Source organism: Flavobacterium sp. KMS (assembly GCF_000813005.1).
Taxonomy (GTDB): Bacteria; Bacteroidota; Bacteroidia; order Flavobacteriales; family Flavobacteriaceae; genus Flavobacterium.
Map to the genome: position 1 here is coordinate 19,352 of NZ_JSYP01000026.1, position 14,835 is coordinate 34,186.

The 14,835-nt window shown below is 31.7% G+C and carries 12 protein-coding genes; all 12 read right to left on the bottom strand.

Annotated features, from left to right (window positions below):
• Positions 1-111: 111 nt before the first annotated feature.
• On the bottom strand, positions 112-360 hold the full coding sequence (locus tag OA93_RS20885) for a hypothetical protein (protein WP_039115967.1): 249 nt from the start codon (positions 358-360) through the stop codon (positions 112-114).
• A gap of 4 nt (positions 361-364) precedes the next feature.
• Positions 365-1,210 carry a hypothetical protein gene (locus OA93_RS20890; RefSeq protein WP_039115969.1) on the bottom strand — a complete coding sequence of 282 codons (846 nt, stop codon included), beginning with the start codon at positions 1,208-1,210 and terminating at the stop codon, positions 365-367.
• An 11-nt stretch (positions 1,211-1,221) separates the two neighbouring features.
• Positions 1,222-2,526, bottom strand: coding sequence for a hypothetical protein (locus tag OA93_RS20895; protein ID WP_039115970.1), 1,305 nt, complete (start codon positions 2,524-2,526; stop codon positions 1,222-1,224).
• On the bottom strand, positions 2,519-3,076 hold the full coding sequence (locus OA93_RS20900; RefSeq protein ID WP_039115971.1) for a DUF6046 domain-containing protein: 558 nt from the start codon (positions 3,074-3,076) through the stop codon (positions 2,519-2,521). Before OA93_RS20900 ends, OA93_RS20895 begins: the two co-directional genes overlap by 8 nt.
• An 18-nt stretch (positions 3,077-3,094) precedes the next feature.
• Positions 3,095-3,565 (bottom strand): hypothetical protein, encoded by a 471-nt coding sequence (locus OA93_RS20905; RefSeq protein WP_039115972.1) that lies wholly within the window; start codon positions 3,563-3,565, stop codon positions 3,095-3,097.
• Positions 3,566-3,629: 64 nt separating this feature from the next.
• On the bottom strand, positions 3,630-3,824 hold the full coding sequence (locus tag OA93_RS20910; RefSeq protein ID WP_039115973.1) for a hypothetical protein: 195 nt from the start codon (positions 3,822-3,824) through the stop codon (positions 3,630-3,632).
• Positions 3,825-4,238: 414 nt separating this feature from the next.
• On the bottom strand, positions 4,239-5,777 hold the full coding sequence (locus tag OA93_RS20915) for a BspA family leucine-rich repeat surface protein (RefSeq protein WP_052259553.1): 1,539 nt from the start codon (positions 5,775-5,777) through the stop codon (positions 4,239-4,241).
• On the bottom strand, positions 5,777-6,745 hold the full coding sequence (locus OA93_RS20920) for a hypothetical protein (RefSeq protein ID WP_039115974.1): 969 nt from the start codon (positions 6,743-6,745) through the stop codon (positions 5,777-5,779). The genes OA93_RS20915 and OA93_RS20920 overlap by 1 nt, the downstream gene beginning before the upstream one ends.
• Positions 6,746-7,190: 445 nt before the next feature.
• Positions 7,191-9,401: a BspA family leucine-rich repeat surface protein gene (locus OA93_RS24275; RefSeq protein WP_052259554.1), complete on the bottom strand. Its 2,211-nt coding sequence runs from the start codon at positions 9,399-9,401 to the stop codon at positions 7,191-7,193.
• A complete protein-coding gene (locus OA93_RS20930) occupies positions 9,401-10,369 on the bottom strand; it encodes a hypothetical protein (RefSeq protein ID WP_039115975.1) in 969 nt (322 codons plus the stop codon). The genes OA93_RS24275 and OA93_RS20930 overlap by 1 nt, the downstream gene beginning before the upstream one ends.
• A gap of 452 nt (positions 10,370-10,821) precedes the next feature.
• Positions 10,822-12,924 carry a BspA family leucine-rich repeat surface protein gene (locus OA93_RS24280; protein ID WP_052259555.1) on the bottom strand — a complete coding sequence of 701 codons (2,103 nt, stop codon included), beginning with the start codon at positions 12,922-12,924 and terminating at the stop codon, positions 10,822-10,824.
• Positions 12,924-14,636 (bottom strand): hypothetical protein, encoded by a 1,713-nt coding sequence (locus tag OA93_RS20940; RefSeq protein ID WP_039115976.1) that lies wholly within the window; start codon positions 14,634-14,636, stop codon positions 12,924-12,926. The genes OA93_RS24280 and OA93_RS20940 overlap by 1 nt, the downstream gene beginning before the upstream one ends.
• Between the last annotated feature and the right edge of the window lie 199 nt (positions 14,637-14,835).

Below are 14,835 nucleotides of genomic sequence, written 5' to 3' on the forward strand. Positions count from 1 at the left end.
ATATTTTTGTGATTTTTTAGAATTTCAATTGAAACTAAGTTGTACTTTTCAAATATTAAACTGCCTCTTGCGATATTTCGCAAGAGGCAGTTTAAGTTTAGTTTGAATTTGTTATGAAATCTTTCCAGTCCCGGTTCCGGTTTGCGCTGATGCAGAGCCAGTCGTAGTTACTGTGGTGTTTACAGTTCCTGATTTGACAAATGTGTCAATTGCAGTTGCTAATTTTTCTGCTGTTTTTTCTCTCGCAATTTTTGATTGATTTGCATTATCATCTCCGTTGCTTACATCGACCGATATTTGTGTGCTTTTGTCTAATGCTTCTAAGATTGCTGCTTGTAATGCTGATATTTGTAATGCCATTTTTTTAAATTTTTAGTAAATTTTGTAAATTAGATTTTATTGTAAGTAGACTCCCTACATTCGGACCAACTCCTTGTACAACTACAATTTTTGAGACTTCTGTAATGAGGCTTTCTAATTCGGTTAATAAATTTTTTGTCCCAGCATCAATTTTAAATTTATCATCCATTTCAAAAATCAAATCACCTTTTTTAAATGAAGTTTTTACATCAGAAATTATTGCTTCAAACCCGTCTTTGATGGTTACTTTGACTTCTTTATCTTTTAAATTGAAAATTGTATTTCCTTCATTAATGCTGATATTTTGTTCTTTAATATTAAAGCTGTTTTTCGAAATTTCTGTACCATTTTCATCGTAAAAAGTGGTACTAATGTTCGAGCCTTCTTTACCGTTAAATTCTAGTTGAGCGATATTTTTATATGTAGGTACTGAAGTTGTCGAAGAATCATTACCTTCTTTTTCTTTAAATAAAACCTGGAATTTATCTACATCAATATCAATTTCCAAATAATGATTCTCGTCATTTTTAAAGCGAATAAAAGTACGTTCGACCTCCGAAAACTGCGAAATAAACGCGCGAGTTTCTACTCCGCCAATAATGGTAGCCAAAACCCAGCTGTCTTTTTTAGGAATCGTAATAATTCCTTGTTCTACATCCAGGATTGAAGCTTTCAATCGTACATTTTTAAGAATCGCGCCATCGGCCCTCATTATGTTTACGGTATAAGCATCTTCCGGATTATGGAGCGATTCTGTTTCTTTGTTTATTTCGATGACTTTTGCCGCAAAAGTTTCAATAATTTGATTTTTATTAGCGACATCTTTTATTAGATCTGTTATGTTTCCCATTTTAGTTTTTTTTAGATTGCTTCTACTCTTCGTCCTATATAAATCCTTTGTCTGTAACCGTTTTCGCCAAAACTTCGCTCTACTTTCTCGACTTGAAAAGTTCCATTTTTTTCTTTGTCTTTTGCGTTTTCAAGAATTACTTTATCTGTAGGTCGTACAAACGGCTCACCAAAAGTGAGAAAAGAACCTTCAAATCCGCTTGGTTTAGATTCCATTGCTCTTAAAGCAGCATATTGATACAATTCTGAAGCTATTTGTGTCGTTGCTTTTTTAAAAGCTGTTGGATCTTTTGGTAAATCATCGGAATCACTATGCAGAACATGGTTTTTTATTAATTGCCCATTTGGATCGCCCAATTCAATATAAATTGGCGTGTTTGAGTTCTTAAAGTATTTTTCTACTCGAGTTCGCGTGTTTTTTGTAGATTCATTAACTACAACCAATTTATCTTCAATAATATTATACCGAAATCTAAAACGTGCTTTTCCTGAAAAACTTCCGGAAATTGATTTCCCTACTTTGTCCAACTGAGAACTTAAAAGGCTAAGTCCCTCATTGATTAACTTTTTCACAAGTGTGCCTGCTAATGGACTTTTAATGAAATTACGAGTGATAAAACCACCCAATTCAGTAGCAGTATGTTGCTGCGGATTATTGGTAATTGTAAGTACAGGACCCGTTTCTTCGGTTTTAAAATAAGTATAAATCCCTTTGTCTTTTAACATATCAAAAACCTGCGCCAGACTTTGGTTTCTGTTAACCATTATATTTCCTAATTCTTCGTCAAGAGCATTTACTTTAAAAGGCAATTTTAGTTCTTTGATTCTTTTTTCGAAAAAAGTTTTAGGATTAAATTTTTCAACATTTGTAGTTGGATTTGTAGCAACAATATTTAACGTATCATTCTTACTTTGAACATCGTCGTCTTTTACCGCTTTTACTTTTTTAAAAGCATACATCGTGTCTTCACAAGATATAGTAGCAGTTGTTATATCCGATTGAACTCCTGTGACATAACCTCTAAAAGCTGGTTTATAATTGCCATCATATCCTAATAATATTTCGATATAATTTTCAAGTTTAAAAAAGTCGTGAATTGTTTTTTCTTCACCATTGGCATTTGCAAATAAGTTTTGGTCGAAACCTTTAGTATCTGTATATACTTTTTTTGGCATTACAAGGGTTGCCGTATCTGTTAGGGATTTGTATGAACTGTTTATATCGACATTTTTGACATAAGTAAATTCATAATATTTAGGAGTTGGAATAAGTCTTATTGTTTCGTAAACTTTAATTCTCGCATTTAGTTTAAGCATTGTCTCTAATTATTAGTTCTACGGTTTCATCTGACGTGGCGCTGGCAGTAAATTTTTGAATATTTTTTGTTCCAGAAATAGAAGGAATTGAATACGAATCTATCACAAGTTCATAAATACCAAATCGGTTTAAAATTGCATGTGTTACTCTTAAAGAATAAGGCGCATTTAGAAATTGCTTCAATAAAAAAAGCTTTTCTTTTGGATATTCATCTCCCGTTTCATTAGCGATTAATCCTTCGATAGAAATACTAAAATCACCATTTGTAATATGTTCTTTGATAGTTGAATCTCTTCCTTCGATTCCTTCTTTCCTGATAACTTTTGAACGATTTAAATTTACAGTAACAGCATCTATTCGCAAACTTGGTAAATTAAGATCGCTTTTTACCAGGGGTTCAAAAACTAAAGGAGCAAAAACTCTTAGATTAAACTCGCCCCCTGTTTTATCTATAATAAAATCTTTCGATTCTGATTCGTTATAGTTAATGCCAGCGTATTCAATATCCTTGGTATCTAAAATTTCGTTTACATTAAAATTGAATTTCATAATGATTTATTTTTGTTTTTAATTTGAAAATGTTTTAGCAAAAGCTGTTATAAGTGTATTTTCCTGTCTTGTTTCGTTATGTTTTTGCAACCAAAGAGCTTCTTCTAGTAATTTGTAAAACTCATCTATAGAAAGTTTATAAGGATCTACCTGAAAAGCATATCTGATAAGGGCTGCCGATTTTTTGAATTCATCTTTTTGAGGAGTTACATCTATCGCAAATTCACTGTCTTTTTTTATCATGGCTACAATAGAATTTCCTGCAGAAAGCATAAATTCATCATCATAATTCTCTTTATCCAGGACACACTCTTTAAATAAAAACAGAATTGCTTCGTGGGGATTGCCCTTATATTTATTTTGATAGTTTAAAAAAGTAGTAAATGATGGTTTTTTGCAATAGGTCGTTGTTAATTGATCATCTGAGGTAAGCTTTAACACTGTACCGTATTTTTCTTTTAGTCTTTGAATGGAAGTTTCGTCTTGCATTTTATGGTTTTAGAGATTTTGTTTTTTTGTGATGTAGGAGTAGCTTAAAAAAGTATTATGACTTTTAAATATTACTGTCTCTACTTTCTTTTTTTAAGGCCTCAGTCAGACTTTCATTTTTTTCAGATACTGATGAGGGCATAATATTAAAACTCTCTATAAAAATATTTCCCTCTTTTGCTTGTCCCAAAGGATTTTTAAAATTACTCATGTCTGGTGTTTTAGGAATTTCTCCTAAGTCTTTTGGTATATAATCCATGATTAGTCTATTGTTTAATTGTTAATGTAATTGTTGAAAGTATGGTGTGCAGTTGAGGTCTCTATTCAGTAAAAAAACCTAAAAATAAAGGGAATTGTTTTGCCTGTTAGGCATTCTAATATTCGTTATTAGAGCATGTAAAAATACAGTAGAAGAGGGTGAAAAACGAATAATTGAAGGGGTAGTTTCTGTAGTTTCAGTAGAATGTAAGTAGAGTTAATTGGTTGTTTTATATAACGAAACATTTTTTTTATTCATGGTTTGATATAAGGTAAAAAACACCCAAAATCATTATGGAATTTGTGTTTTCCTAATGCTTTTGAGTGTTTTTACAATCTATATGAAAATTTAGTTTTGAATTACGGATGTTTTTTTATTTCCGATTCTTGAAATCTATTTTAACTTTTGATTATTCTAAATACCACCATCTACTATTATCCAATTATTGGGAGCGTTTTGTAAAATTGTTTTTCCCACTGTTCCCGCAGACGTATATTTTACTAAACCGAATCTGATTATTATTTTGGGCTTTACAGGTCTTGAACTCCAGCCGTTATATATGGCATTAAGATTAGTGGTTGAAAGTGAGGATGTAATAAAATCATTAAAAGTAGTTACATTGGATGTGTTCCAAGAACCAATGTCTTGATTAAATGTTGATGCGTTGTTAAACATACTCGACATATTAGTTACATTGGATGTGTTCCAAGAACCAATGTCTTGATTAAATGTTGATGCGTTGTTAAACATACTCGACATATTAGTTACATTGGATGTGTTCCAATTCCTAATATCAATACTATTACTATTATTGAAAACTGATGCAGATAGAAACATATTTGACATATTGGTAACTTTTGACACATTCCAATTTCCAATGTTTTGATTAAATGCCGATGCGTTTCGAAACATACTTGAAATATTCGTTACATTTGATACATTCCAATTTCCAATATTTTGATTAAATGTCGATGCACTTTCAAACATACTCGACATATTGGTCGCATTTGATAGATTCCAATTTCCAATTTGTTGATTAAAATCTGTACATCCTTGAAACATTGCTCCAGTATTGGTAACTTTTGATACATTCCAATTTCCAATATCTTGATTGAATGTGCTTACGTTATAAAACATTCTTGACATATCAGTAACTTTTGAAACATCCCAAGAACTAATATTTTGATTGAACTCTCGTATGTTATAAAATAGACTTGACATATTAGTTACATTTGATACATCCCAATTATCTAATGGCCGATTAAATGAAACTGACCAAGCAAACATATATGACATATTTGTAACATTTGAAACATTCCAATTTTCGATATTCTGATTAAATGAAGTTGTTCCAAAAAACATTTCAGTCATATTAGTAACTTTTGAAACGTTCCAATTCCCAACCGGTTGATTAAAATTTCTACAGCCTGAAAACATATATGCCATGTCAATAACATTTGATACATCCCAATTATTCATATTCTTAACAGTCGTTAAATTGGTACAGTTTGCAAATGCATTTACCATAGAAATCAAACCAGATGTATTAAGTGTATCATTCGTGTTAGATAAGTCTAAGTTATCACATCCTATAAAATAAGATCCTTCTGTAGTACCGAGCCTTAAGATTCCCCAATTTGCGATGTTTAAAATCTTTGATTTATCTCCAGCATACTCAAAAGACCAACCATAACAAGTACCAGAAATTGTAATTGTATAAGTTCCTGCTGTAACGTAATTATGTGTCACTTCTAACTGATTGTAAGATGTGATAATATTACTACTACCATCACCCCAATCTACAATAAAATTATATGTTCCTGCTGCAATTAATGGCAATTTTATTTGAGTTATTGCACTAGAGTCTGTAGAAACATTGTCTGTTTTCCAAGTAGAAACAAACGGTTTAAATTTATTTCTCCCAAATACGGTATGTTGTAAAAGACTTCCCATTATACACCTAATAATAAAATACCGTTAGTACTACCTCTTTTCATCAAAGTAAAAATCTGTTTTTCGGTTGTTGCCAATGGAGTGTCAAAAAGCCAAGTATGAGGTGTAATAATTACCCAATTAACAGTAACACCTGGTAAGATAATACCGTTAAAAACATAACTATTGACTAATACCCCAGGAATAGTAATTGTACAACTGGTTGTAAATACTACTGTTTTTCCATGCCATGAAGCTTGCGCAAGTTGACTAGTTTCTACTTCAATTTGGCAAGCAATATCCTGCTTACCCGAAATATCTGTAGTAGGTATAGGTTGCCAAGTTTTATTATAATCATAATATTGTCCTGCCAAGCCTCCATTTATTAACGGTTCTTTTCCCGAAATAATAGTTGTCAAAGAATCAATCATTATCTTCAACGTTTTACCCATTTCGGCAGTTAATGCTTTTGTGGTTCCTCCTGTTATTAAATCATTTACTAAAATAGTACTCAATGAAACCTGCACAGCTTTAATAGCATCAGCAATTTTTTGGAGAGTATCCAAATTAATGTTGTCTGAAGCCAATAATATATTTATACTTTTTATTTGGTTTTGCAAAACCACGCCCTGTTCTGCACTTAAAAGCGAAGTGGAACCACCAGAAACTAAATCATTTACGATATCTAAATACTGACTGGCTAATTTTGCAAAAGAATCCAATGGAGCATATCCATCAGCAAGACCTTTTTGGGCTTTATCTTCTTTAGTTTCAAACAAAGCAGTATGTGCGCTCTTATCCGTTTTATGTGCTTCAAATTGGTCAGTTTCAACTTTAGCATTTAGAACGTTTGTAAGGTTGTTTATGCTACTTTGCGGTATCATTTCATCTTTGTGCCAAAATGATTGCCATGAAGCCCAAAATTGTGCTTGAGTTGGTTTTTTGCCAGTTTTAAACCAGCCTAGAATGGTATTGATATTTGTTGTCATATTTTATTGTATTTGAATTAATGATGTAATTAAATTATAGATTTTGATAATCTCAACCTTTCATAAAGTTGGTTCTATAGCGAATACTATCGGTTACTTTTCATACCTGATTCCTATTTATTAATTGTATTATAAGATTAGTATAGTATTAATTTAAAGGAAGAATGTTTTATATTAATATTCCGAAAGTTTGTAAACTGACATACATACACAAGCAATACTATTCGTCTTTTGAAAGTGGAAAAGTATTCTGAAAGCAGAAAAATATAATCTGTAGCTTCTATAGTTTCATTAGAAATAAACGAGGTTTAAATCCAATAAGTGAACGAGGTTTATTCACTAATATTCATGACAGGAACATCTAAGACTATCAAAGAATTTATGTTCTCATAATCTTGACACCTTTGAATTTATATCTCCAGAAATTGAGTTTTCTTTTTATTTACTAAATTCCTCCATCGCTAATTATCCAGTTGTTCGGTGCTCCAAGTAAAATATTTTTTCCTGTAGTTCCTACAGCTGTATGCTTGAGTTTATCAAATCCTATAATTTTATTTGGAAGTACAGGTCTTGAACTCCAACCATTATATAATGCATCAAGATACTCAGGATTATATGAACCTACCTGTTTTCCTGCCATAAAATTCGTGAAATCAGTTACATTTGAAACATTCCAATTACCAATGTTTTGATTAAAAACAACTGCACCAAATAATATATGCAGCATACTGGTAACATTAGAAGTGTCCCAGTTTCCAATTGGTTGATTAAAAGCTCTTGCAGTTTGAAACATTCCAGTTAAACTTACACCTGTACTTGCTCCAATAGTTCCCCAATTATTAATGTCAGGACTTCCGCCGTTGTTAAATGCAATTGCATTAATAAACATTCTAAAGAAAGATGTTCCTTTGGAAACATCCCAATTGCCGATATTTTGATTAAAAACAGATGCTTCTCCAAACACTTGCATAAAGTTAGTTACACTTGATGTATCCCAACTATTTAAGGGTTGATTGAATGACTTTGCATTATAAAGAAATAATTCTAAATTAGTTACACTTGAAACGTTCCATTTTTCAATTGGTTGATTAAATGCAATTGCACCGTTAAATGTGCCAGACAATGTTGTGACTCCTGAAACATTCCAATTATTAATATCGGGACTTCCTCCATTGTTAAAAACAGGATTACCTGAAAATGTTGATTGTAAGCTAACTAAATTTGATAAATTCCAATTTCCTAAATTCTGATTAAAAGCAAGTGTTCCTTGAAAAGTTTGCTGTAAAGACCTTACTTTCTCAGTATTCCAATTCCCGATTGGCTGATTAAAAGACCTTGCATTTTGAAACATAACTGCAAATAAAACATTTTGGCTTGTATTAAGAGCCCACTTATTTATATCAGGACTGCCGCCATTGTTAAAAGCAAATGCACTACTAAACATTTGCTCAAAGTTAGTTACATTCGATACATTCCAAGAACCAATGTTTTGATTAAATTCTTTTGCGTTTTGAAACATTACCCCCATGTTTATTGCACTTGATGTATTCCAATCATTTAATGGTTGATTAAATACCCATGTACTCTGTAACATATTTTGAAAATTAGCAACCCTTGAAACATCCCATTTTCCAATTGGTTGATTAAAGGCGTTTGCACCATTAAACATTGAATACATACTAGTTGCGTTTGATGTATTCCAGTTATTAATACTAGAACTTCCTCCATTATTAAATTTGTTTGCAACTGTAAACATATATTGAAAATTGGTAACCTTTGACATATCCCAATTTCCAATATCTTGGTCAAATTCTCTCGCATTATTAAACATTTGAGAAACTACAGTTACCTTTGAAGTATTCCATTTTCCAATCGGTTGGTTAAATGCAGGGGCATAATAAAACATCTCACCTATAGTTGTTGCACTCGATGTATCCCAATTATTAATATCAGGACTTCCTCCGTTGTTAAAAAAAGAGTTATTTGCGAACATAAGTCCAAAATCTTTAACCTTAGATACATTCCAAGAACCAATGTTTTGATTAAATTTAGAATATCTAAACATAGCCCCCATAGTTGTAACATTTGAAGTATTCCAATTTCCAATCGGTTGGTTAAATACAACTGTATTATTAAACATTGCATTAAGGAAAATTGCACTTGACATATCCCAATCATTAATTTTATTAATCGTTGTTAAAGAAAGACAACTATTAAAACAACTATAAAAAGAAGTGGTAATTAATAAATTTGGTATATCAATAACCTCTGATAAATCAAGTTTTTCGCATCCATAAAAATAAAATCCCTGAGTTGTTCCAAAAATTAAAGTTCCCCATGATTTTATAGAAAGTATTTTTAATCTATCCCCTAAATTATTAAACTGCCATCCTTGACATTTTCCAGTTATTGTAACTGTATAAGTTCCTGATGTGGCGTAACTATGTGTAACTTGTATTTGATTCCAAGAGGTTATTGTATTACTAGTACCATCTCCCCAATCAACATTAAAATTATATACTCCCGAAGCTATTAGGGGGAGCTTTATTTGATTAGCTGAACTTGAGCCAGTAGAAATATTATCCGTTTTCCAAGTAGAAATAAATGGTTTAAATTTATTTCTTCCAAATACTGTATGTTGTAAAAGACTTCCCATTATACACCTAATAATAAAATACTGTTAGTACTACCTCTTTTTGTGAGTGTGAAAATCTGTTTTTCAGTTGTTGCCGATGGAGTGCCAAAAAGCCATATATTAGGTGTAGTAATTACCCAATTAATAGTTACGCCTGGTAAAGTTATACCGTTAAAAATATAACTATCAATCAATGATACAGGAATAGTAATAGTGCAACTAGCCGTAAATATCACAGTTTTTCCCTGCCATGATACTTGCGCAGGTTGGCTGGTTCCTACTTCAATTTGGTTAACAATATCCTGCTTACCTGAAATATCTACAGTAGGAATAGATTGCCAAGTTTTATTATAATCATAATATTGTCCAGTCTCCCCCCCTGTTATTAACGGTTCTTTTTCCGAAATAATAGTTGTTAAAGAGTCTATCAAAACCTTCAACGTTTTACCCATTTCGGCAGTTAAGGCTTTCGTAGTTCCACCTGTGGTCAAATCATTCACCAAAATAGTACTCAATAAAACCTGCACAGCTTCAATAGCATTAACAATTTTCTGGAGCGTGTCCAAATTAATGTTGTCTGAAGCCAATAATATATTTATGCTTTTTATTTGGTTTTGCAAAACCACGCCCTGTTCTGCACTTAAAAGCGAATTAGAACCACCAGAAACCAAATCATTTACGATATCTAAATACTGACTGGTTAATTTTGCAAAAGAATCCAATGGAGCATATCCATCAGCAAGACCTTTTTGGGCTTTATCTTCTTTAGTTTCAAACAAATCTGCATGTGCGATTTTATCGCTTTTATGTGTTTCAAACTGTGATTTCTCAACTTTAGCATCCAATGTACTTACCAGATTAGTTATACTACTCTGTGGTATCATTTCGTCCTTATGCCAAAAGCTTTGCCACGAGGCCCAAAATTGAGTTTGTGTTGGTTTTTTGCCAGTTTTAAACCAGCCTAAAATGGTATTTATATTTGTTGTCATATTATATTGGGGTTAATTATGTTTTTTTAATTGAAGTTTTGATAATCTCAACCTTTCATAAAGTTGATTCTATAGTGAATACTATCGGTTACTTTTCATACCTGATTCATATTTATTTATTACTATTAATTGTTTAAATAAGATTAGTATAGTATTAATTTAAAGGAAGAATGTTTTGTATGAATATTCCGAAAGCTTATAAACTGACATACATACACAAGCAATACTATTCGTCTTTTGAAAGTGGAAAAGTATTCTGAAAGCAGAAAAATATAATCTGTAGCTTCTATAGTTTCATTAGAAATAAACTAGGTTTAAATCCAATAAGTGAACGAGGTTTATTTACTAATATTCATGACTGAAATATCTAAGACTATCAAGGAATTTATTCTTCTTATAATCTTGACACCTTTGAATTTATATCTCCAGAAATTGAGTTTTCTTTTTATTTACTAAATTCCGCCGTCTGTTATAGTCCAATTGTTAGGCGAACCTTGTAATATTGCTTTACCCGCTGCACCGTTTGAGGTGTATTTTATCGTTCCAAAATTTATAGTCATATTTGGCTTTACTGATCTAGAACTCCACCCGTTATAAATAGCATCAATATTATCAAATGAATAGTTTAAATTTGTTTTACCCAGCATGAAACCTGAAAAATTAATAACGTTTGAAACATCCCAAGCACCAATATTTTGGTTGAATACTTGTGCATTATTAAACATTTGCCTCATATCTGTAACATTCGAAGTCTTCCAATTACTTAAAGGTTGATTAAATGCTCTTGCGCTATTAAACATATTGTTCATATCTGTAACACTAGAAACATCCCAAGAATTAATTGGCTGATTAAATACAGTTGCTTCTGAAAACATTTGCCCCATATGGGTAACTTTTGAAGTATTCCAATTCCCAATCGGTTGATTAAAAGAAAACGCTTGTATAAATGCTTGATTCATTGCAACAACATCCCCAGTAACCCAATTATTAATATCAGGACTTCCTCCATTATTGAACGAAGCTGCGGTCAAAAACACTTGGGTCATTGTGCGAACTTTTGAAACATCCCAAGAGCCGATATTCTGATTAAATGCAGTGGCATTATGAAACATAGCCCTAAGTTCTAATACATTTGAGGTATTCCAATTGTTTAACGGTTGGTTAAAATTATTTGCTCGCATAAACAATTGAGTCATGTTGGTAACTTTTGAAGTGTTCCAATTCCCAATTGGTTGATTAAAAACCCTTGCGCTATTAAACATATTGTTCATATTTGTAAGACTTGGAGTGTTCCAATTGTTTATATCGGGACTTCCGCTATTGTTAAATGCGGTTGTGCCTTGAAACATACTAGACATATCAGTAACTTTTGAAACATTCCAAGAACCTATATTTTGATTAAATGCTGTTGCATTATTAAATACACCAAGCATATTTGTTACTTTTGAAGTGTTCCAATTGTTAATATCGGGACTACCTCCGTTGTTGAATACGGACGCATTATTAAACATTTGAGCCATATTTGTAATATTAGAAACATTCCAAGCACCTATATTTTGATTAAAAACAGTTGTATTTCTAAACATATTATTCATAGCAGTACAAGAAGATGGAATCCAATTGTGAAGAGGTTGATTAAAAGCTGTTGTACTTTCAAACATTTGAGTCATACTAATAACCTTTGAAACATTCCAATTATTAATTGGTTGATTAAACAAACCATTATTAAGAAACATAGCTGTCATATTAAGCGCATTCGATGTATTCCAATTACCTATTGGTTGATTGAAATTAAGTATATTAAAAAACATCGAAGTAAAATCTGTAACCTTTCCAGTATTCCAATTGTTAATGTCAGAACTACCTCCGTTGTTGAATTGCAATGCATTAGAAAACATAGAGTTCATGTCTATAACATTTGAAACATCCCAAGCACCAATATTTTGATTAAATATGGTGTTGGCATTAAACATGGATGCCATAGTTGTAACATTTGAAGTATTCCAGTTACTTAACGGTTGATTAAAACTTGATTCACTAAAAGCCCTCGAAAGAACTGTCACATTTGCTGTATTCCAATTGTTAACAAAATTAATAGTAGTTAAACTAGTACATCCTTGAAAAATCCTTGATAAAGAAGTTGTTCCCGATAAATTTAAAACATCCGTAACCTCATTTAAATTCAAGTTAGCACATCCATAAAAATAAAAACTTTGGTCTATACCTAATGAAAGTGAACCCCATGATAAAACGGATTTTAATTTTAATCTATCACCAGTATTATTAAATTGCCATCCCTTACAAACTCCCATGATGGTTACAGTATAGTTCCCTGCTGTAGAATAGTTATGTAAAACCTGTGCTTGATTCCACTGTGTTATTTTATCTTGCTTTCCGTCACCCCAATCTATTGTAAAGTTATATACCCCCGAATTAATCAGGGGTAATTTTATTTGAGTTATTGCACTAGAGGCTGTAGAAACATTCTTAGTGTCCCAAATTGAAACAAACGGTTTTAATTTATTTCTCCCAAATACATATTTTTTTATACTCATTATGCACTTAAGATTATATTGTTAGTATTACCTACTCTAGTAAAGTTTAAATAAGTTTTCTCGGGGGTCACACTCGGATTTCCAAACAACCATGTAAAAGGAGAAGTTATCACCCAATTAATAGTTACAGTTGGCATTGTGATTGCATTAAAAGAAAACTCTGCGGGCAAGGTTGCCGGTACGGTAATTGTTCCGCTTCCTGTAAATAGGATTGTTTGACCATGCCATGAATTTTGCACCAATATATCACCCGCTACCAATATTTGATTGTCTTTAACTTGTGTTTTTGATTCTAAATATTCTTTTGTTAATAAAGATCTATCTCCTCCTGAAGTAATTAGTCCATTAGTCAAATTTGGTGCAATTATTTCACCATTTGTATTTTTCCTTATTGCTACTTTTCCTGTTCCAGTAGCTAAAACAACCAATTCACTATCATTAGCTGAAAATGCACCATCGAAACCACCTATAATTGTATTTCCACTACCTGTTGTAATTCCTGATTTTTGCCTAGGATTTAAAACAATATTATTATTACCTGTAGTTATACTAGCATTTGTAATATTCTCAATTAATAAGTTTCCACTTCCTGTAGAGATATCTCTTCCTGCTTGATACCCTATTACTATATTATTATTACCTGTAGCATTTTGAATTCCTACAGTAGTACTAAACGCCTGATTACCTAAAACCGTATTCCTATTACCCAGAGAGTAGCTAGATGAATACATCCCTATAGAAGTATTGTATGATCCCGTTACATTTTCTGACAAACTAGAACTACCTACAGCTAAATTTTGCTGACCACTGGTATTACTAGATAAAGCCCAATTTCCAATAGCTTGTTGAAAACTTCCAGAAGTATCACTATCTAATGCTTCTCTTCCAAATATAAGATTATAATTATCTGGTCTTTCTCCAATACCAATCCTAACTCCATTTATTAATTTATCTACCCCACCAAGTTCTTGCAATGGGACATTGTTAACAATACCTATTGCTGTTGCAGATACCGGAATAGAAACTTCATCTGTAGTTGCTATCGTGTAAACTTTACTATCTTCTAATTTTGCTGGAAATTCAAATTGAGTATTTGCTATTGGTTCAGCTATTTTTACTATTGTCTGTTTTCCGTTTTTAGATTTATTCAACCTTATATCACCTTCAAAAAGTGCTATACTACAATTATCTCCTGTTTCTACTACTCTACTGCTAAGTGATATTTGGTTTGTTAACTGAAATAATGATGTGTTATTTAAATCATTTCCAACTTCAATCCTATTATATTTAGAATCTCCATAATCTCCCATTATAGTTGCAGAACTATTTCCATAATCAGCAATAGGATTTGTATCTAAAGTAGATTTTAATCCTTGATTTTCAATATCTACAGCAATATCCCCTGTTCCTACAATTGCTTCCCCATTAATAGTTTTAAATTCAGGTTTATTAAGCAATTGACTAAAACCAGAATCACTATTCCAATCCGTATTTACTTGTGGAGCATGCGCATTTTTATCAGCCAGGTGATTATTTAAAACTACTTTGTCTGCCTTAGTTAAAAGCAATTCGTCAAGCCCTTCAACATCTTTTACAGGGACTTTTTCATATTTATGTCGAAAAGAATCCCATGTATCCCAGAATTGATTTTGAGTTGGTTTAAAACCTGTTCTAAACCAGTTTTTTATGGTATTTAATGTTTGTAAAGCCATGTTTTTTTATTTTAAATTATATAATTAGAAGTTTTATTTTAAGCATTGTAAGATCAATAGATATCCTTGTATTTTTTCATAATTGTTAGTTTAGAGTAAGGTTAAATTCCTTACTTGGGATCCTTCAATAATTGTTTAATTAGAAAAAAAATGGAAATTACTCTTGTCAGGTATTTTAGGCATTCTCTTCATGCCTTTC